The following is a 19,479-nucleotide window of genomic DNA, read 5'->3' as shown; positions in this document are numbered from 1 at the left end:
CCGACGATGCGTCGAGCCGTACGTGACCAGAGCCGTGACCGACCCGGCCTCGATCAGCGCGAGCCGCGGGACCCGTGCCGGGACCGAGGCATGCACCGCGAGCCCGTACTGAGCGGCAGGCGGATCATCGTGGACAGGACGCCCGGCGGTCACGCGTCGGCCGGAGCTGGGCCGACCAGCTCGGACAGGACGTCGTCCATCGTCACGAACCCGATCACCTTGCCGCCCTCGCCGAGCACGGCGGCCAGATGGCTGCCCTCGGCACGCAGCGCGGTGAGGGTGTCGTCCAGCGGGGTGTCGATGCGGACCCGGGTGACCGGGTGCAGCGCCTCACCCGGGAAGGGACGGTCGCGGTCGGCGACGCCGAGGGTGTCCTTGATGTGCAGGTACCCGAGGAGGGCGCCCTCCGGACCGGTGACCGGGAAACGGGAGTAGCCCGCCTCGGCGGCGACCCGCTCCAGCCGGGCCGGAGTGACCGAGGCGTCGACCGTCCGCATCTTCTGCGCCGGGACCAGGATCTCGCCCACCGGACGCGTCCCCAGCTCCAGCGCGTCCCGCAGCCGCTCCCCGTCGGCCGCGGACAGCAGCCCGGCCTCGCTGGAGTCGACGACCATGCGGGCCAGCTGGTCGTCGGTGAAGACGGCCTCGACCTCGTCCTTCGGCTCGACGCGCAGCAGCTTCAGCAGGGTGTTGGCGAAGGCGTTGATGCCGAACACCACCGGCCTGAGCGCCCGGGTGAGCGCCACCAGCGGCGGGCCCAGCAGCAGCGCGGTGGGCACGGGTGCCGCGAGGGCGATGTTCTTCGGCACCATCTCGCCGATCAGCATGTGCAGATACGTGGCGAGCGTCAGCGCGATCACGAACGCGATCGGATGTACGAGGCCGTGCGGGATGTGGGCCGCCTCGAAGCCGGGCTCCAGCAGATGCGCGATGGCGGGCTCGGCAACCGCGCCGAGGACCAGCGAGGAGACGGTGATGCCGAGTTGGGCGGTGGCCATCATCGCGGACAGGTGCTGAAGTCCCCACAGCGTCATGCGGGCCCGGGTGTTGCCCTCCCGGGCGCGGGGTTCGATCTGGCTGCGGCGCACCGAGATCAGAGCGAACTCGGCGCCGACGAAGAACGCGTTGGTCAACAGGGTGAGAGCGCCGATGGCGAGCTGCAGGACGGTCATCGGGACTCCTCCGCCAGCTCCCGCAGGACGGACGCGGGTTCGGTGATACGTACGCGATCGGCGCGGTGGTGGTCCACGTCGACGACGTCCAGCCGCCAGCCGTCGAGGAGAACGGTGTCGCCGTGGGCCGGGATGCGGGCGAGACGGGTGGCGATGAGGCCGGCGACCGTCTCGTACGGGCCCTCCGGAGCGGTCAGTCCTATCCGGGCCAGCTCGTCGAGGCGGACCCCGCCGTCCGCCTCCCACACCGCGCGCCCGTCCTCGGTGCGCGGGGCGGGCAGCAGATCGGGCTTTTCGAGGGGATCGTGCTCGTCGCGGACCTCGCCGACGACCTCCTCGACGATGTCCTCCATCGTCGCCACGCCGGCCGTACCGCCGTACTCGTCGATGACGACGGCCATGGTGCGGGTGGCGCGCAGGCGCTCCAGCAGCCGGTCGGCCGTCAGGCTGTCGGGGACCAGCAGGGGCTCGGTGGCCAGGTCGGTGACAGGCGTGAGCAGGCGCTTCTCGGGATCCAGGGCGAGAACGTCGCGGATGTGGACGGTGCCGATCACCTCGTCCAGGCTGTCTCGGTAGACCGGGAAGCGGGACAGACCGGTGGCGTGGGTGAGGTTGGCCGCGTCAGCCGCCGTCGCGTGTGCTTCGAGGGCCTGGACGTCGACCCGCGGGGTCATCACGTTCTCGGCGGTCAGCTCGCCCAGGTGCAGGGTGCGCACGAACAGCTCGGCGGAGTCCGCCTCCAGGGCCCCCTCCGCCGCCGAGTGCCGGGCCAGCGCCACCAGCTCCTCCGCCGAGCGGGCGGAGGCCAGCTCCTCGGTGGGCTCCAGACCGAAGCGCCGTACGAAACGGTTCGCGGTGTTGTTGAGGTGCCGAATGAAGGGTCCGAAGGCGGCCGTGAAGCCGCGCTGCGGTCCGGCCACCACCTTCGCGACGGCCAGCGGCCGGGAGATCGCCCAGTTCTTCGGCACCAGCTCACCCACCACCATCAGCACGACGGTGGAGACGGCCACGCCCAGCACGGTCGCCACCGCGGAGGCAGCGCCACCGAGCCCGATCGCCTCCAGCGGTCCCTTCAGGAGCGCCGCGAGGGAGGGCTCGGCAAGCATGCCGATGACCAGTGAGGTGACGGTGATGCCCAGCTGGGCCCCGGACAACTGGAGCGTCAGCGACCGTACGGCCTTCAGCGCGCCGTCCGCGCCGCGCTCGCCGGCCTCGGTGGCTCGCTCCAGCTCCCCGCGCTCGACGGTGGTCAGCGAGAACTCGGCCGCGACGAACAACGCGCAGGCCAGCGTGAGGAGAAGGGCCAGCAGGAGCAGCAGGATCTCGGTCACCGCGACACCCCCGCTCGCTCGGTCGCACAGTGCCGGCGGGACGTGGCGCGGCTGGTACTGGGAGGCTCACCCATCGGGGGACCGTCGCTCCTTCTCGAAACGCACGAGACGTGCACGAAGACAGTGGGGCGAAGCAGGATGCCCTGCCTCTACACCAACTGTAAAGGAGGCGCAAAACATGTCACCTGGTCCCCCGACATCTGCGTGAGCGCCCGGTAGGCACGGATCAGCGCGACCGACGGAATCGCGGCCGTGTCGTCGCCGTGCTCCAGGCCGTCTGCTGTCCCGTCCTCACCCGTTTCCCGCACCCGCCCCGCGGCTTGCCCGCCCCGGGACCGGGACCGGCGTCCGCCGCGCGTCAGTGACGCTCGTTCGTCCCCCGCACCACCGCGACCGGGCAGTGCGCGTGATGCAGCAGGGCCTGGCTGACCGACCCCAGGAGCAGCCCGGCGAAACCGCCGCGCCCCCGGGCGCCGACCACCATCAGCCGGGCCGAGCGGCTCGCCTCGATCAACGCCTCGCGCGTCCCGCCGTGCACCACCTCGTGCCGTACGGACACGTCCGGGTACTGCTCCCGATGGCCGGCGAGTGCCTCGGACAGGAGGCGTTCCTCCGCCCCCGCGAGACCGGCCGCCCCGTCCACGTACCGCACGGTGGGCATCGGCGCGTTCCGGATGGTCCAGGCGTGCAGGGCCACCAGGTCGGTCGCGTGCAGAGCGGCCTCGGCGAAGGCGAAGTCCACCGCCTGCTCTCCCGCCACGGAGCCGTCGACGCCCACCACGACCGGCCCATCCGCACGTGGCTCCTCCCGCACCACGAGCACCGGGCACCGGCCGTGCGCCGCCAGATGCACCGCCGTCGAGCCCGCCAGCAGTCCGACGAACCCGCCCATCCCCCGGGACCCGACCACCACCAGCTCGGCAGCATGCGACTGGGCCTCCAGCACCGTCAGCGGCTCACCCGTCACCACAGCGCACGACACCTCCACCTCCGGGGCCACGCTCCTGGCGCGCTCGGCCGCCTCGGCCAGCAGCCGCTCGACCATGCTCCGGACACCGCCCTCCGGCGGGCCCAGCGGCGAGGAGGCCGGGGGCGGATGCATCGCGGGCCACAGGAAGGCATGCACCACCCGCAGCTCCGCCTCGCGCAGCCGCGCCTCCCGCGCGGCCACCTCCACCGCCGCCAGACCCGACGCCGACCCGTCCACTCCTACGACCACCCGACCGGCCACCCTGCCTCCCGGAACCCGGATACCAGACCTCTTGCATCCAGCATCACGCCGACCTCACACCACTGCGAGGGGACGGAGCGACCACTGGCAGGGCCATCCGGGCCCCTCTCACGCCGTGCCGGAGCAGTCCACGAGCGAGCGCCTTGCGTGCTTGCCCGCCGAAACACCGGCACGCGCCGGCGTCCCGGCCCAACCCTTCGACACGGCAGCGCAAGAAGCCGTTTTTGGCCTTTCTTGGCGTGCCCGCACGGACCACGCCCCTCCCGGCCCTCAACAGCCTTATGCTTCTACGTACTTGTAGAAAGACCGTGACGGGGCAGCGCCTCGCACGTATCCGGGAGAGGACACGCATGGCTTCGATCGACCTGGACAAGGTGCTCGACAAGGCGTGGGCGGACAAGAGCCTGCCCGAGATCCTGGCCGCCCCGGTGGGCGCGCTCAAGGGGGTCTCCGACCGTGACGGCGAGCTGCTTCTGGAGGCGTTCGGGGTCAAGACCATAGCCGACCTGGCCGAGTTGAAGTACGTCCGCTGGGCGCAGGCCCTCGCCGCGTTGGACACGACCAAGTAGCCCGCTCGCGCAAAGCCGTGGTGCCGTGCGCCCGCCCCGGTGTGCGGCACCGCTCTCTCACGAAACACACGCACGTAGAAGGAGTGGACGCCACGATGGTGTTCAAACGACTGCTCGGCTCGCTCGGTGTGGGCGGCCCCACGGTCGACACGGTCCTCGACCCGGGCGCGGCCCGGCCCGGCGGCGCACTGACCGGCCAGGTCCACCTCAAGGGCGGGGACGCCGACTTCGACATCGAGCACATCACGCTGGAGCTGGTGGCGCGGGTCGAGGCCGAGCACGACGGCGGGGAGAGCGAGGGCGTCGTCGCCTTCGAGCGGTTCACCGTCGGTGGCGGCTTCCGTCTCGCGGCGGGCGAGCCGCACAGCGTCCCCTTCACTCTGATGCTGCCCTGGGAGACGCCCATCACCGAGCTGTACGGCCAGGGCCTGGGCATCGTCCTCGGCGTACGGACCGAACTGGCGGTGGCCGGCGCGAAGGACAAGGGCGACCTGGACCAGCTCGCGGTGGCCCCGCTGCCCGTCCAGGAGGCGATCCTGGAGGCCCTGGGCCAGCTCGGCTTCGGCTTCAAGTCCGCCGACCTGGAGTACGGGCGCATCGGCGGTACCGGCCAGCAGCTGCCCTTCTACCAGGAGATCGAACTCGCCCCGGCCCCGCAGTACGCCCACCAGGTCAACGAGATCGAGTTGACCTTCCTGGCCGGCCCCGGCGGCATGGAGGTCGTCCTGGAGGCCGACAAGCGCGGCGGCTTCTTCTCCGAAGGGCACGACGCGCTCACCCGGTTCACCGTCGGACTGCACGACTCCCGGGACTGGAACACCGAGGTCGACGGCTGGATCCGGCAGCTGGTCGAGCACCGGGCGTCGTACGGCTCCCACTCCTCGTACGGGCACGACGGCCACCACGGGCACTACGGCCACGACGATCACCACCACGAGGGCCACCGCTCCGGCCCCGGCATGGGCACCGTCGTCGCCGCGGGCGCGGCCGGGCTCGCGGTCGGTGTCGTCGGCGGCATGGTCGCGGCCGAAGTGGTCGACGAGGTCGGTGACTTCTTCGAGGGCGACGAGGAAGAAGAGGGCTGAGACACGGGGGCGGGTCCGGGAGATGGATCAGCCGCTGACGGTGAGCGGAAGGTGATCGGTGCCCTCCCGGCCCGCCCAGTCGGCCGACCTGCGGTCCCTTTCCGTCGCCGACGAGAACCTCATCGACGGCTCTCGCCCCGACATCAGGTGTGGCCTTTGGGAAATCGCCGGAACTTACCGGTCGGGCCGATAGTTTCTACGTTGCTGTAGATCTTATTGAGGATGGAGCTCTCATGGCCCTGTGGGACCGCATCAAGGATTCCGCCACGCAGATGCAGACGCAGCTCGTGGCGAAGAAGAACGACCTCAAGAGCGGCGCCTTCCGTGACGCCAGCATGGCGATGTGCGCGCTGGTCGCCGCGGCCGACGGCACCATCGATCCGTCGGAGCGACGCCGCGTGGCTCAGCTGATCGCCACCAACGAGGTGCTGCAGAACTTCGACGCGACCGACCTCCAGCGCCGCTTCGACGAGAACCTCGACAAGCTGACCGCCGACTTCGACTTCGGCAAGGTCAGCGTCCTGCAGGAGATCGCCAAGGCGAAGAAGAAGCCCGCCGAGGCGCGTGCCGTCATCCAGATCGGCATCGTGATCGGCGGTGCGGACGGCGACTTCGACCAGACCGAGCAGGCCATCGTCCGCGAGGCGTGCTTCACCCTCGACCTGCCGCCGCACGAGTTCGATCTCTGATATCGCCACACGGCGCTCGTGCCGGGCGGGCGCCGAAGGCGTCGGCCCGGCACGCCGTCGTCACCCGGGAGACAGCGCCCACGTCACCGGATGTCGTCGGGGTCGAGATCGGTTCCGACGACGAGGGTCACCACGCCCGCGGCGGCTCCCTGATCCTGCCCTGCCCTCGCGTCGGGCAGCCGCGCCGCGAGCACCTCGGCCTGCCTGTCCAGGCCCTGTGGGTAAGTGACCGCGGTCGTACGGGTGTTCTCAGGAGCGTTCCCCGTGCCGACGACGGTGAGGCCGGCCTCGCGCAGCTTCTCGGCCACGGCCGCGGCCCGCCCGGAGACGCCGGTGCCGTTGAGGACCTGGACGCGCACGGAGGAGGCGTACACGGGATCCTTCGCGCCGGCCTCCAGTCGCTTCTTGTCGACCTCCTTGTCCTGGGCCAGGGAAGTGAACAGGTCGGCGGCCTGCGGATACTGCCACACGATGTTGGCCTTGTCGGTGGCCACATCGGCCTCACGCGGGTAGTTGGGAACGGTGAGGAACGTGAGCCGCTCACCGGGTATGCCCTGGATCTCGGAGGCGAGGCCGTACAGCGGCTTGATGCCTGCCAGATCGGAGTCCGTGGTCAGGGACTTGGTGGCGGACCGCAGGAAGCCGTACAGCGCGTTCGGGCTGGTCAGCTTGGACTGCGCCTTCTTGGCGAGAGCGTCCATGAACTCCTGCTGGCGGCCGATGCGCCCGGTGTCGGAGCCGTCGCCGATGCTGTAGCGGGCGCGTACGTAGCCGAGCGCCTCCTCGTCCCTGACGGTCTGGCAGCCGGCCTCCAGGTCCAGGTGGGCCTTCTCGTCGTGTATGGCCTCTTCGGGGCAGACCTCGATGCCGTCCAGGGCGTTGACCATGCCCTTGAAGCCCTGGAAGTCGACGGACATGAAGTGGTCGATGCGCAGGCCCGTGTTCGCCTCGACCGTCTTGATGGTGCAGGCGGCGGCCCCGGCGACCTCGCCACTGGTGCCGCCGATCGCGAACGCCTCGTTGATCTTGAAGTGGTGCGGATCGGAGGCAGTACCGTCACCCTTGTCGCACTCGGGTATCTCCACCCATGAGTCGCGCGGGAGGGACACCACCGTCGCCCACTCCCGGTTCGCCGGTATGTGCATCACCATCAGGGTGTCCGACTGCATGGTGGTCAGACCCTTGCCGTACTCGGCGTTGTCACCGTCCCGGCTGTCGGAGCCGACGACCAGGATGTTCTTCGAGCCCGGGCTGAGGTTCTCGGGCCGGTTCCCGCCGAGCTTGTTGTCCACGTCGGCGCCCTGGATGTTGCCGTCCAGGTCCTGGTACACCCAGGCGCCGACCCCTGCGACGCCCAGAATGACCACGGCGAACGCCCCGGCCGTCCACGTCAGCACCCGCCCCCGCCGCGTCAGCCTGGCTGACCGGTCGCCGGCCGGAGCCGGTCGCCGTCTCCGCGTACCGCTCACCGGCGCGCACCCCTCCCCTTGGGCCGCCCCCGACCGGCCGGCCGCACACGAGCGCTCGAATCCGCACTCACCGAATGGCGGAACTCTACATGCATGTAGATATACGAGCGGGGGTGCGCAGGCTCGCACCGGCCTCGCCGCCCCGCGGGCTGCACCGACCGGCCGGGCCCCGAACTCAGAGGGGCGTCGCCGCGTGCAGGATGAGGACCATCGTCACCGCCGAGTTCGCCGACGACATCGCGGACACCGCCGTCCCCACGGCCGCACCCCACACCGCCAGCCCCACCGAGGTGAACACCGACGGCCAACTGCGCACCGCGGGCGCCGGGCCGAGCAGGGCCGCCACCCGGCGGGGCACCGGCCCCGGTGCCGCGAGACCCGCCAGCGTCACCACAGGGGTGCCCCTGGACACGAGCGCCGCCTTGCCGATCGCGCACGCCACCGTCCGGCGGCTGCCGATCACTTCGGCCGCCTCCTCGTCCGCCCACCGCTCGGCCACGAAGGACACCGTCGTGCGCAGCGGGCGCAGGAACGGGTTGGCGCGCGCGGCCAGTTGCACGGCGAGCAGGTAGCGGTGGTGCCGGGCGGCGAGATGGGCCCGCTCATGAGCGAACAGGGCGCGTCGCTCGGACACTTCGAGGCAGTCCAGCAGGGCGGTGGTCACCACGACCCGGTTCCGCCGACGCCCGGGCAGCGCGTACGCATACGGAACCTCGTCGGGCAGGACCGCCACCTCCGTGTCGGGCAGCCCGGCCAGCGCCCGGTGGGCACGGCGACGCACCCGGCCGTGCCGCCACAGCGTCCGGCCACAGGCCACCAGCACCAGGCAGAGCGCCGGGATGGCCGCCTTGCCGGCCACCTCGTCGTACGGCACCGCCTCGCGCACCTCGGGGTCCGACCAGCCGTCGGGCAACGGGTTGCCGGGCAGCTGGGCAGTGCCGACCACCATCACCAACCCCAGGCACACCGTGCTGCACACCGCCATGACAGCGGCCACCCCGGTCAGCAGTCGGGTCGCGGTCCGCGGATGCAGCCGCTGTTCGGCCAGCCGGGCGATGGGCCAGGCGCTCAACGGCAGGACCAGCGGCAGAAAGACGAACACCCCCATGAGGCTTCAGTCTTCCCCTTCACTCCTGGGCTGACGCAGCAGTTCACGCAGCAGCCGTTCGTCGTCCGGGCCAAGGCCGGTGACAAAGCTGGCCAGCACCGCCCCCCGGTCGCTCTCGGCGTCCAGCACCTTGCGCATCTTGTGCGCGGCCAGACCGGCCTGGTCGGAGGCCGGCGTCCATGCGAAGGACCGGCCTCCCCGCTCCCGCGTCACGGCCCCCTTGGCCAGCAGGCGGGTCAGGATCGTGATCACCGTCGTATAGGCGAGATTTCCGCCGAGCCGCTCCTGCACCCAGCCCGCCGTCGCCGGCCCGTCCGCCTCCCGCAGCGCCGACAGGACGAGCGCCTCCAGCTCTCCCTGCCCCCGTCGCCGGGAACCCTGCCGGTGTTCCGTCACGCCCTGTCTCCCTTCCCATGGCTCTGAGTTCGCGAGCGGTTCATCGTAGGGGAACTGACAGCCGTCCCCATGTTCCTCAGCCCACCGTCACTGCGTCTACAGAATTGTAGAAGGTAGGCTTCCGCGGCACACGCGTCCCTGGCGGACACACCGCGAAGAAATGAGGAGCGCAAGAGACATGGGTGTCATCGCATGGCTGGTACTGGGGCTGCTCGCCGGGGCGATCGCCAAGGCCGTCCTGCCCGGGCGCGATCCCGGCGGGCTCACAGGTACGACGCTCATCGGCATCGCGGGTGCGTTCCTGGGCGGTTGGCTGTCGGCGACGTTCCTGGACCGGCCGGTGGAGCGGGAGTTCTTCGACGCGGCGACCTGGGGCTCCGCCATCGCGGGCGCACTGGTTCTGCTGATCGGCTATCGCATCCTCTTCGGCAACTCCCGCGACTGATCGGCGGTTTCGGGAGGCCGCAAGCTCTCAGCTACACGTGATCCGACTCCTGCACCCCCCTCCCCCGGTCTCTACAGTCCTGTAGTTTCTGATCTGGGCCCCGAGGCCCTGATCCGATGTATCGAGAAGGAGCACGCAGTGGGAGTTTCCCTGTCCAAGGGCGGCAACGTCTCGCTCAGCAAGGAGGCGCCGGGCCTGACCGCCGTCCTGGTCGGCCTGGGCTGGGACGTCCGCACGACCACCGGCACCGACTACGACCTCGACGCCTCCGCCCTCCTGCTGGACTCCTCCGGCAAGGTGCTGTCGGACCGGCACTTCGTCTTCTACAACAACCTGACCAGCCCCGACGGTTCGGTGGAGCACACCGGCGACAACCTCACCGGTGAGGGCGAGGGCGACGACGAGAGCATCAAGGTGAACCTCGCCGCGGTGCCCGCCGAGGTCGACAAGATCGTGTTCCCGGTCTCCATCCATGACGCCGAGAACCGCGGCCAGAGCTTCGGCCAGGTCCGCAACGCCTTCATCCGGATCGTGAACCAGGCAGGCGGTGCCGAACTCGCCCGCTACGACCTGTCCGAGGACGCCTCGACCGAGACAGCGATGGTCTTCGGTGAGCTGTACCGGCACGGGGCGGAGTGGAAGTTCCGCGCGGTGGGCCAGGGTTACGCGTCCGGGCTGTCCGGGATCGCCTCCGACTTCGGGGTCAACGTCTGACCCGAGTCGGACAGCCCCGGCGGGCCTGCTCTTCGGAGGCGGGCCGGCCGGGGCCTGTTTCCTCCACAGACGCAGAAACCCCTATCCCCCAGGAGATCCAGTGTCCGACCCGCTCCGCGTCCGCCCCGAGGACCGGGCGGACTTCGAGGCCGTTCTGCATCTGGCACTGAACACCCCGGACATCCGAAGCGCCATGCGCGCCGACCCGACCGGCCGGGCCCCCGTACACCTCCGTATCCGGGTGCTCGCGGACGCCGACGAGATCAACGTCGCCGCACAGGACGAGTACCGCCAGTACCTCGCCCTGGCCGCATCCGCCCGGGAGCACACACAGGGTCACCCCGCCGAGGGCAACGTGTTGCCGGCGGTGGCCGTACTCACACCGCTCGTGGCCGGCTCATCGGCCACGGTCCTGCTCGTGCTCGGTTACGTCCTCCAACTGGCCGGCGTTCAAGGGACACTGCCCGGATCGCTCATCACCGCCGGCTGGATCCTGACCCTCGTCGCCGCGGCGAGCGCGCTCACCGCCTTCGGCGCACTGCTGACCACCGCGATACGCGGGCGCGGCCGATCCACGCACCCCGCCCGACTGGAACAGGCACGGCTGGAGTGGCAGCAGGCCCTGCTGACCCGCGGCATGCTGCCCTACCTGCGCCGGCGCATCGGCGAAGACCCTTCCCTCCGTCCCGCGCCGCCCACACCGACCGCCGACTAGCGCCCACCGGGCCGGCCCGAAGAAGACAGGACTCGCATGTTCGGACTGAGCGAACTCGCCGTCATCCTCATCGTCGTCATACTCGTGATCGGCGCCAAAAAGCTTCCCGACCTGGCACGCTCCGCCGGCAAGTCGGCCCGCATCCTCAAGGCCGAAGCGAAGGCCATGAAGGACGAACAGACTGGGACCGACGCAGACACCGCACCCCGGATGGTCCAGGGCGAAACCATCACCCCCGGCACCAACTCGCCCACCGACCCGGGCCAGCCTCCTTCTCCCGGCTCCGAACGCTCCAACCGATAGCCCAGGACACCTGACCAGCAGGAATCCGCCCGACCTCTGGTTGCAGTTCGGGTCAAGTCCCCTGTTTGGTCGGTTGGTTGGCGCTGAGATGTGTTCGGTTCCTCAGTGCGCGTTCGATCATCAGGAGGGGGCCGGGAGCCGGGCGGATGCCTCGGTCGTTGACCCAGGACGGCGCCGTCACGGTCCCGTGACACGGGCCGGGGCCACCGAAGCGTCGGCGCACACCGGTCGGCGTGTTCTGGTCGTGGTGATCCCGGTCACGGCCCGGGCGTGCCGGTGGCGGTGGTACGGGGCATGTCCCGTCGAAGCAGGTCAGAGGGCTGCCGGTGGAGGGCGGGGCAGGAAATCCGTGCCCGCGGAGGGCAATATCTGTGCTCGCGAAATGAGAATTAGGTGCGGGGTACGGCGAGTATTCTTCGACAGGCCGGCGGATCGGAGTTTTCCGTCGCGCACGGCCCTTCGCACCGTGCTACTGTCGAACTCAGTTGCAGGTGTGGTTGCCAGAAGGTTTTTCCTACGGCCGATCATCACGGCGACACGGAATGCGCACAGGGCGTATTCCCGTACACCGCCTCCGAAGGAGAAACAAATGGCTACTGGCACTGTGAAGTGGTTCAACGCGGAAAAGGGCTTCGGCTTCATCGAGCAGGACGGCGGCGGCGCCGACGTCTTCGCCCACTACTCGAACATCGCTGCCCAGGGCTTCCGTGAGCTGCTGGAGGGCCAGAAGGTGTCGTTCGACATCGCGCAGGGCCAGAAGGGCCCGACGGCCGAGAACATCGTTCCCGCCTGACGCACCGGCACTGACGCATACTTCGCAGCTGGGGCCCGCACCTTGGGGTGCGGGCCCCAGCTCGCTTCATTCCCAGGGTGATTCTCCCTGTCTTTTCTCGGCTCGTTCTCGCGATTCTCTGCGCCGCTCATTCTGCTGCGGAAATTCCTTGATACGTGCCCGCATCGAGGAAGGTTCCGCGTGAACCGCACACGTACCACTCACACACGCACCAATCGCACATATGACCGCTCCGGGGTTCCGCGCCGCTCCAGCGGTTACGGAAACCGGCCGTCGGTGCGGGGCGAGTTCGCCCTGCCGAAGTCGGTCACGCCTCCGTTGCCCGCTGTCGAGTCGTTCGCCGATCTCGCCATGCCGGCTCTGTTGCTGGCCACGCTCGGCCATGAAGGCGTGACGGCACCGTTCCCGATCCAGGCGGCGACCCTGCCCAACTCCCTGGCCGGCCGCGACGTGCTCGGGCGCGGCCGCACCGGGTCGGGCAAGACCCTCGCCTTCGGCCTCGCGGTGCTGGCCCGTACGGCGGGCCGGCGCGCCGAGCCGCGTCGGCCGCTGGCCCTGATCCTCGTCCCCACCCGTGAGCTGGCCCAGCAGGTCACCGACGCGCTCGCTCCCTATGCCCGCTCCGTGAGCCTGCGGCTCGCCACCGTCGTCGGCGGTATGTCCATCGGCAGGCAGGCCGGCGCGCTGCGGGCCGGCGCGGAGGTGGTCGTCGCCACGCCCGGTCGCCTCAAGGACCTCATCGACCGGGGCGACTGCCGACTCGACGACGTCGGCATCACGGTGCTCGACGAGGCGGACCAGATGACGGACATGGGGTTCATGCCCCAGGTCACCGCGCTGCTCGACCAGGTGCGCCCCGAGGGTCAGCGGATGCTGTTCTCGGCCACCCTGGACCGCAACGTCGACCTGCTGGTCCGCCGCTACCTGACCGACCCGGTGGTGCACTCCGTCGACCCGTCGGCCGGTGCCGTCACCACGATGGAACACCACGTGCTCCACGTGCACGACGCGGACAAGCACCGTACGACCACCGAGATCGCGGCCCGGGACGGCCGGGTCATCATGTTCCTGGACACGAAGCACGCCGTGGACCGGCTGACGAAGCACCTGCTGAGCAGCGGTGTTCGGGCCGCCGCCCTGCACGGCGGCCGGTCCCAGCCCCAGCGCACCCGGACACTCGCGCAGTTCAAGGACGGTCACGTCACCGTCCTGGTGGCCACCAACGTCGCGGCCCGTGGCATCCACGTCGACAGCCTCGACCTGGTCGTCAACGTGGATCCGCCCAGCGACCACAAGGACTATCTGCACCGCGGTGGCCGTACGGCCCGCGCCGGGGAGTCCGGCAGCGTCGTCACGCTGGTGACCCCCGGCCAACGCCGCGGCATGACCCGGCTGATGGCCATGGCCGGCATCAGTCCGCGCGTCACCCCGGTCCGCTCGGGCGAGGCGGAGCTGAGCCGTATCACCGGTGCCCAGGCGCCCTCCGGGATCCCCGTGGTCATCACCGCGCCGGTCGTGGAACGCCCCCGACGCGCGTCTTCACCGTCCCGGGGCCGCCAGGGCCGTACCGGCCAGGGCCGGCCCGCCGGGGCGGGGAGGCGCCGCAGGGCGCAGCCGCGGCCCGCCGGCAACGCGGCCGCCTAGGCCTGCGCAGCCCCCGACGGCCCTGCCAACCCTCTGGCCTCTCGGGGGACGCGGTGGCCTGCGGGGTCGCGAGGACCACCGTGCCGACCATCCCTTACCTGTGGAGGAGACACCCTTGACGCCAGCGCGGACGCAGTACCGCATGCCGCACCCCGCCCCCGCGACCACGCCCGTGGTCGAGGAGGTCGAGGGGCGCGGGCCTCGCGTATGTGACGACATGACCGTCGAGGTGGCTCTGGCCGTCATGGCGAGTGCCCGGGTCGAGTACCTGACCGTGTGCGACGGGGACGACCGGAGCACGGCTCTGGTCACCCTGGGCCGGCTCGCCGTTCTCCGCGACAGTTCCACGTACACGGACCGGATCAGTCTGCGGGACGTCCTCGACGGATCGCTGGTCTCGCCCGGCGGCCGCTCGGGCGGCGCCGGTGAGTACGGGCGGGTTCCGGGCGTACTCACCCTCCCGTACTGATCCGTACTACTGATCCGTCCTGCGCCGGGCGGCCCGGTATCCCTCTCCCTGCGGCTTCTCCCCTGTGAGGCATCATGCGCTGTGTCATCGCCCGGTACCCGTTCGACCTGACCAAGGCCGGGGTGCTGGCCTCGATGAAGGGCATCAGGCCCGAGCTCGTCACGGGTGAGTCCGTGACCATCGGCCGCCGTCGCTACCCCGTCAAGCAGGTGGGCCGGGTCATCACGCGACAGGACCCGCGCGACTTCACCGCCCGCGAAGTCAGCCGGGCCATGACGCGGCTCGGCTTCACCTGCCACGGCAGCCCCGAGGGCGCGCCCGTGGGCAAGGACGGACCCGCTGTCCTCCGAGCCGCGTCCGCGCTGCCCGGTGGCGGGGGCCCCGTGGCGGTGTGAGGACGGGCGGGAGACCGCCCCAGGGATCCCGGTGGGGGCCCTGCCGACGCGCGTCGGCAGGGCCCCCACCGTTGTGTCGTGCCGTCCGCCGTCCGCGATCCGTCAGGAATGCGCCGGCCGGGCGACGGGGTGGAGACGGCCGCGGCTCACGGCGACGGAGCGGAGAAGGCCGCGGCTCACGGCGCGGAAGAAGCCGCGGCTCACCGGTCGAAGTGGATGAGATCCCCTACGGTCCACGCGCTGACGTCCTTGATGGCGACTCGGTACATGCCACCCGTCTCCGGAATGCCGAGGCTGCCCTGCAGGATCCGGGCGAGATGGAAGTGCAGATGCGTGGGCGCCTCGCCGCGACCGGGCCGGGTCTCGCCCGGGCTGCGCGCGAAGACCTCCGAGAACGGGCCGAGACGGTCCGAGTCCTTCAGGACCTCCGCCACCCGCTCTCTCCACACCGCCTCCGGGGCCAGCCGGCCGGTGATGACGGCGCCGCCGACGACCACGGTCAGCGACATCTGATTGCTTCGCTCGGACTCCACAGCGGCGGAGATGGCGACGAGCAGCTCATCAGGGTTCGACATGACAGCAGAGCTTATGCGCCCCACCCGTACCCGGGCCCCCCGCGGGGTCGAAGTGGTGGCGCGCGTGGCGAGCGGGCGGCCTCCGCTCACCGGTGCGAGCCGGTCACGGCAGGGTTCTTCCTCCAGTAGAAGAGAGAAATCTTCTCTTGCTGGAGTAGATTTTCGTTCCTGCGACGGGTACGATTCTTCTCGTAGACAAGGTCGACAAGACCCGCCAGACACGAACTGGCGGGTGGGTGAAAACGAAGTACGCAGGTCAGTGCGGCTCTCGGGGCTCGAAGCCAGAGTGTTCCCAGAACGGTGACGGGACTGGGAGCCGCACTGGGCGGCTCGCACATCGAGGAGCTGCCCACAGCAGTACCGGTTCCATCAGTGGTTGGTTCAAGGAAGAACGGAGGAGCAGACGCCATCAGGATCGCCCGGCCCGACGAGCGCTCGGCCCGGGTACCGCAAGACCCCGGAATGGATGGTGGTCCCCGGTCAAGCAGCTGCGATCCCCCCGCACCCCCCTCTGCCGGGCCGGGTAGCGGAAACAGAAGGTCGGCACAGCAGTAGGGCCGACAGATGGTGTTCAATTTCCTTCGGGGCCCTGGTGCCGTACGGCACCAGGGCCCCTCGACGCGTTGCACAGCGAGGTGACATGACATCGGACAACCCCCTGAATGATCGTCTGGACGACGACGACTACCCCGCGTACACGATGGGCCGGGCAGCCGAGATGCTCGGCGCCACCCCGGCGTTCCTCCGAGCCCTCGGGGAGGCTCGTCTGATCACTCCGCTCCGTTCGGAGGGGGGACACCGCCGGTACTCCCGCTACCAACTGCGGATCGCCGCGCGCGCCCGGGAGCTCGTCGACAAGGGGACTCCGATCGAGGCGGCGTGCCGCATCGTCATCCTCGAGGACCAGCTCGAGGAAGCGCAGCGCATCAACGCCGAGTACCGTCGTGCCGCCGGCGAATCGGCGGGCCGCGCCGGCTCCGCCTGACCCTGCGGGCGCATACGGATCCGGACTGCCGTCCTGCGGCCGAAGGAGAGCACGGCTCGGAAGGCCGCCGGTCCGCTATCGCAGAACCGACAGCCACCCCCGCCCCCGCCCACGCCCCGGGAAGCGCATCCCGTCCGCGTCCGGCACGGCCGTGCGGGTCGCCGCCGTCGTGCGCAGGCCGCGGAAACGCCCCGCCGGAGGGGTCCCTGTAAGGAGTCGGGGCGTTCTGTCTTCCGGTTCCCGGTGGCGGCCGGGAGTTCGCGTAGAGACCACGGTGATCCAAGACTCGGCGCTTACGGGGAACTCACCGGAAGTCCGAGCCGACGTATGGGAGGGAGTCGTCCATGGCTCCTCCACTCCCATGGGCACGTCATCCATGGAGACGCAACCGATGCCCCGGACGGACCGTGACCGGCGCTTGAGCCCCGCGCGCCCTCAGACCACCGCGCCCGAGTCCCGTGCCCGGCTGCGTCGTTCCAGGGGGCTGCGCGCGCCGCTGTCCTCGCCGCGGGCGGGGCGGGGCGGCGGGGCCGGGCGGTTGGTCTCCAGTTGTACGGCGATGGGTACGGCGGTGAAGACCGTCGACGCCATGCCGACGACCACGCCGGCGATCAGGGCCACGGAGAAGTCCGCGAGCGAGTCGCCACCGAGGACCGCCAGGGCGGCCAGGATGAACAGCGCGCCCATACCGGTGTTGACCGTGCGCGGCAGGGTCTGGATGACGGCCTTGTTGGCCGTGGACTCCAGGTCCGCCGCCGGATCGCGGCGACGCGCCTCGCGTACCCGGTCGAAGACGACGACGGTGTCGTTGACGGAGTACCCGATGACCGTGAGCAGCGCCGCCAGGAAGACGCTGTCGACAGGCTTGCCGAGCCAGGCGAACAGGCCCACCACGAGCAGCACGTCGTGTGCCATGGCCAACACCGCCGCCGCCGCGAACGTCCACCGGTACCGCACGCTGAGGTAGATCATCTGGGCCGCGACGGCGATGCCGAGCGCGATGAGGGCGTGCCGGCGCAGTTCTTCCCCGAGGCTCGGCCCGATCAACTCGTCCCGCTCGACGGTGACCTCGCCGCCCTCCTTCGCCAGCGCCGTCTTGATCGCGTGCTGCTCGTCGTTGGTCAGCTCCTCACTGCGTACGGAGATGTCCCCGTCCCCCGACTCCTGCACCACCGCGCGCGGGAACCCGGCGTCCGCGACCGCCTCGCGCGCCACGTCCACGTCCACGGGCTTGCTGGTGCTGTACTCCACCAGGCGCCCGCCGGTGAACTCCACCCCGAAGTCCAGGCCGCGCACGCCGACTCCGGCGACGGCGATCATGATCAGCAGCGCACTGATACCGAGCCAGCGGCGACGGTGGTGCACCAGCCGGGGTTCGCGGCGCGCGAGCCAGGCCCGCACCCGGCCGGTGGAGGTGATCCCGGTCAGGCCGGGCCGCTTGCGCACGAAGCGGCGCCGGATCGCGAAGTCGGCGAGGACCCGGGTGATCACCAGGGCCGAGATCATCGAGGCGAGGACACCGATGGAGAGCGTGACGCCGAAGCCCTTGACGGGCCCGGTGGCGAAGAAGAAGAGCAGACCGGCCGCGAGCAGCGTGGTCACGTTGGAGTCGACGACCGCGCTCCAGGCCTTGGCGAAGCCGGTCCGCAGCGGCTTGTCCAGCCGCGCCGAGGCCGACTTCAGGGCGCGGGCCCCCAGATACTCCTCACGGGCCCGTTCGAAGACCAGCACGTTCGCGTCCACCGCCATGCCGATCGCCAGGACGAAACCGGCGAGCCCGGGCAGCGTCAGGGTCGCGCCCAGGGCGACCAGTGCGGCGTAGGAGATCAGCCCGTACAGCGCGAGCGCGATCGTGGCCAGGAAGCCGAGCAGCCGGTAGACGACGAGGATGAAGAGACCCGTCAGGGCGAGTCCAATGATCGCGGCCTGGGTGCTGGCGGCGATGGCGTCCGCGCCGAGCGTGGGGCCGATGGTGCGCTGCTCCACGACCTCCACGGGCACCGGCAGCGCCCCGCCCTTGACGAGCGCGGCCAGCTCGCGGGCCTCTTCCCGGTCGAAGCCGCCGGTGATCTGCGTGGAGCCGCCGGTGATGCCGACCTCGCACGCCACGTTCGCGTTGACGCCGGGTGCCGAGAGGATCTTGCCGTCCAGGACGATGGCGACGCGCCGCTCGGGGGCGTCCTGCGGGGCACAGGCCGCCGCCCCGGTGACCCGGGCCCAGTCCTTGCCCGCCTGCCCGCGGAAGGTGAGGTTGACCGTCCAGCCCGCCAGTGCCTGCTGGTCGAACGACGCCTCCGCGTCCTTGACGCCGTCGCCGGTGAGCGCGGTGGGCCCGAGCTTGAGGAACGCCCCCGGCTGGTCGGGGTCGGCGAGGACGCGCGAGCCGTCCTTGGCCGGCTCCCCCTTGTTCTTGTCCTGCTTGTCCGTCACCCCCTGCACCGGGTGGACGGTCAACTGCGCGGTCCGGCCGATGACTTCGGCGGCCTCGCGCGGATCCTGCACGCCGGGCAGCTCGACGAAGATCCGCTTCTCTCCGGACCGGTACAGGCTCGGTTCGGCCACGCCGAGCGCGTCGACCCGCTGGCGGAGCACTTCGAGGGCCCGCTCGGTCGACTCGGAATCGGCCTTGACGACGGGCGAGTCCTTGGTCTCCAGGACGATCTGGGTACCGCCGCGCAGGTCGAGGCCGAGGCGGGCGGACTGGGTGAGGGCGAAGAAGAGCGAGGCGGCGATCACACCTAGGGCGACGATCGCCCGCCACAGGGGCGCACGAGACATGGGTTCTCCACGAGGGGCAGGCAGACGGAGTCGACGTCTGCGCCGGGCGCGGAGGCGAACGGTCAGGCGTCGATACGGACTTCGGTGCTCCCTGGGGAGGGCGGGCCGCGCGGGCGACGCGGATCGGTGCCGCGGCCCGCTTCCGCTTCCGCGGCCGCCACGGCAACGGCGGGGCCGCCGACGGCGCGGTGCGGGGCGGTGTCCCCGGCGGCGGGGCCCACGAAGCCGGGGTACGGGCTCGGGTGCGGCACGGAGTCGGCGTGACCGAGCACGGGGTGCGCCACGGTGACGGCTCGCTGCGCGTCGGCTGTCGACGGCGTCGGCGTCGGCGCGGTTGCCCTGGCGACTCTGGCCGTCGCGGGCGTGCCTGTGGTGGAGGCGCCTGTGGTGGAGGTGCCCGTCGTGGCCGTTCCTGCCGAGGACGGGCGGGACGCCGGCGTCGACTTGGCCGACACCGGCAGTAGGAAGGTCAGGACCGCGAGCAGAGCGGAGAGTACGACGGCGGCCGGGCGCGGGGGCTGTGCGCGGTGCTGCTGCACGCCTCTTGCTCCCCCCGGTCAAGTCGTCGTACGGAAATCTGCAGTTGGGCACCCTGAGCCGACGGCCCGGATCG

Annotated in this window: 21 protein-coding genes; 12 read left to right on the top strand and 9 right to left on the bottom strand. The window is 70.8% G+C overall.

Annotated elements, in window-relative coordinates; translation table 11 throughout:
• Positions 1-149: 149 nt before the first annotated feature.
• From ICC28_RS26785 to ICC28_RS26775, 3 genes are all read right to left on the bottom strand, one after another.
• A complete protein-coding gene (locus tag ICC28_RS26785; protein ID WP_188291280.1) occupies positions 150-1,172 on the bottom strand; it encodes a hemolysin family protein in 1,023 nt (340 codons plus the stop codon).
• Positions 1,169-2,503, bottom strand: a complete 1,335-nt coding sequence (locus ICC28_RS26780; RefSeq protein ID WP_188291279.1) for a hemolysin family protein — start codon at positions 2,501-2,503, stop codon at positions 1,169-1,171. The genes ICC28_RS26785 and ICC28_RS26780 overlap by 4 nt, the downstream gene beginning before the upstream one ends.
• A 358-nt stretch (positions 2,504-2,861) precedes the next feature.
• A complete protein-coding gene (locus ICC28_RS26775) occupies positions 2,862-3,734 on the bottom strand; it encodes a universal stress protein (protein ID WP_188291278.1) in 873 nt (290 codons plus the stop codon).
• A 350-nt stretch (positions 3,735-4,084) separates the two neighbouring features.
• On the opposite strand from ICC28_RS26775, the gene ICC28_RS26770 reads away from it, so the two are divergent.
• The 3 genes from ICC28_RS26770 (at position 4,085) to ICC28_RS26760 (ending at position 6,077) form a co-directional block, all read left to right on the top strand.
• Positions 4,085-4,303, top strand: coding sequence for a hypothetical protein (locus ICC28_RS26770; protein ID WP_188291277.1), 219 nt, complete (start codon positions 4,085-4,087; stop codon positions 4,301-4,303).
• Between the two features lie 95 nt (positions 4,304-4,398).
• The gene (locus tag ICC28_RS26765; RefSeq protein ID WP_188291276.1) at positions 4,399-5,388 is read left to right on the top strand and encodes a sporulation protein; all 990 of its coding nucleotides are present in this window, start codon (positions 4,399-4,401) and stop codon (positions 5,386-5,388) included.
• 233 nt (positions 5,389-5,621) lie between these two features.
• Positions 5,622-6,077: a tellurite resistance TerB family protein gene (locus ICC28_RS26760; RefSeq protein WP_188291275.1), complete on the top strand. Its 456-nt coding sequence runs from the start codon at positions 5,622-5,624 to the stop codon at positions 6,075-6,077.
• Between the two features lie 83 nt (positions 6,078-6,160).
• On the opposite strand, the gene ICC28_RS26755 is transcribed toward ICC28_RS26760, so the two are convergent.
• The 3 genes from ICC28_RS26755 to ICC28_RS26745 all read right to left on the bottom strand — a co-directional run bounded on the left by ICC28_RS26755 (position 6,161) and on the right by ICC28_RS26745 (position 9,050).
• Positions 6,161-7,471 carry an LCP family protein gene (locus ICC28_RS26755; protein WP_223189584.1) on the bottom strand — a complete coding sequence of 437 codons (1,311 nt, stop codon included), beginning with the start codon at positions 7,469-7,471 and terminating at the stop codon, positions 6,161-6,163.
• 250 nt (positions 7,472-7,721) lie between these two features.
• Entirely contained in the window at positions 7,722-8,654 is a 933-nt protein-coding gene (locus ICC28_RS26750; protein ID WP_188291273.1) for a M56 family metallopeptidase, read from the bottom strand.
• A 6-nt stretch (positions 8,655-8,660) separates the two neighbouring features.
• Entirely contained in the window at positions 8,661-9,050 is a 390-nt protein-coding gene (locus tag ICC28_RS26745) for a BlaI/MecI/CopY family transcriptional regulator (protein ID WP_188291272.1), read from the bottom strand.
• A gap of 178 nt (positions 9,051-9,228) precedes the next feature.
• Here ICC28_RS26745 and ICC28_RS26740 point away from each other — a divergent pair, with 178 nt between their 5' ends.
• The 8 genes from ICC28_RS26740 (at position 9,229) to ICC28_RS26705 (ending at position 14,528) form a co-directional block, all read left to right on the top strand.
• Entirely contained in the window at positions 9,229-9,495 is a 267-nt protein-coding gene (locus tag ICC28_RS26740; RefSeq protein WP_188291271.1) for a GlsB/YeaQ/YmgE family stress response membrane protein, read from the top strand.
• A gap of 138 nt (positions 9,496-9,633) precedes the next feature.
• Positions 9,634-10,209 (top strand): TerD family protein, encoded by a 576-nt coding sequence (locus ICC28_RS26735; protein WP_188291270.1) that lies wholly within the window; start codon positions 9,634-9,636, stop codon positions 10,207-10,209.
• Between the two features lie 100 nt (positions 10,210-10,309).
• Positions 10,310-10,924 carry a hypothetical protein gene (locus tag ICC28_RS26730; RefSeq protein ID WP_188291269.1) on the top strand — a complete coding sequence of 205 codons (615 nt, stop codon included), beginning with the start codon at positions 10,310-10,312 and terminating at the stop codon, positions 10,922-10,924.
• Between the two features lie 36 nt (positions 10,925-10,960).
• On the top strand, positions 10,961-11,227 hold the full coding sequence (tatA, locus tag ICC28_RS26725) for a Sec-independent protein translocase subunit TatA (RefSeq protein ID WP_188291268.1): 267 nt from the start codon (positions 10,961-10,963) through the stop codon (positions 11,225-11,227).
• A gap of 589 nt (positions 11,228-11,816) precedes the next feature.
• Complete coding sequence (locus tag ICC28_RS26720) at positions 11,817-12,020, top strand: cold-shock protein (protein WP_004986771.1); 204 nt, start codon at positions 11,817-11,819, stop codon at positions 12,018-12,020.
• A gap of 180 nt (positions 12,021-12,200) precedes the next feature.
• The gene (locus tag ICC28_RS26715; RefSeq protein ID WP_188291267.1) at positions 12,201-13,664 is read left to right on the top strand and encodes a DEAD/DEAH box helicase; all 1,464 of its coding nucleotides are present in this window, start codon (positions 12,201-12,203) and stop codon (positions 13,662-13,664) included.
• A gap of 115 nt (positions 13,665-13,779) precedes the next feature.
• A complete protein-coding gene (locus tag ICC28_RS26710) occupies positions 13,780-14,133 on the top strand; it encodes a CBS domain-containing protein (protein ID WP_411158629.1) in 354 nt (117 codons plus the stop codon).
• Between the two features lie 74 nt (positions 14,134-14,207).
• Entirely contained in the window at positions 14,208-14,528 is a 321-nt protein-coding gene (locus ICC28_RS26705) for an SCO5918 family protein (protein WP_188291266.1), read from the top strand.
• Between the two features lie 200 nt (positions 14,529-14,728).
• Here ICC28_RS26705 and ICC28_RS26700 read toward each other — a convergent pair whose 3' ends face one another.
• Complete coding sequence (locus tag ICC28_RS26700) at positions 14,729-15,103, bottom strand: hypothetical protein (protein ID WP_188291265.1); 375 nt, start codon at positions 15,101-15,103, stop codon at positions 14,729-14,731.
• A gap of 640 nt (positions 15,104-15,743) precedes the next feature.
• Between ICC28_RS26700 and ICC28_RS26695 the strand changes: the two genes are divergently transcribed.
• Positions 15,744-16,088 carry a MerR family transcriptional regulator gene (locus ICC28_RS26695; RefSeq protein ID WP_188291264.1) on the top strand — a complete coding sequence of 115 codons (345 nt, stop codon included), beginning with the start codon at positions 15,744-15,746 and terminating at the stop codon, positions 16,086-16,088.
• Positions 16,089-16,523: 435 nt separating this feature from the next.
• Here ICC28_RS26695 and secD read toward each other — a convergent pair whose 3' ends face one another.
• The gene (gene secD / locus ICC28_RS26690; RefSeq protein WP_188291263.1) at positions 16,524-18,866 is read right to left on the bottom strand and encodes a protein translocase subunit SecD; all 2,343 of its coding nucleotides are present in this window, start codon (positions 18,864-18,866) and stop codon (positions 16,524-16,526) included.
• Positions 18,867-18,928: 62 nt separating this feature from the next.
• Positions 18,929-19,405 carry a hypothetical protein gene (locus ICC28_RS26685; RefSeq protein WP_188291262.1) on the bottom strand — a complete coding sequence of 159 codons (477 nt, stop codon included), beginning with the start codon at positions 19,403-19,405 and terminating at the stop codon, positions 18,929-18,931.
• Positions 19,406-19,479: the final 74 nt, after the last annotated feature.

This window comes from Streptomyces sp. TRM68416, from assembly GCF_014596915.1.
Taxonomy (GTDB): Bacteria; Actinomycetota; Actinomycetes; order Streptomycetales; family Streptomycetaceae; genus Streptomyces.
This window is presented reverse-complemented; position numbering and strand designations above follow the sequence as displayed.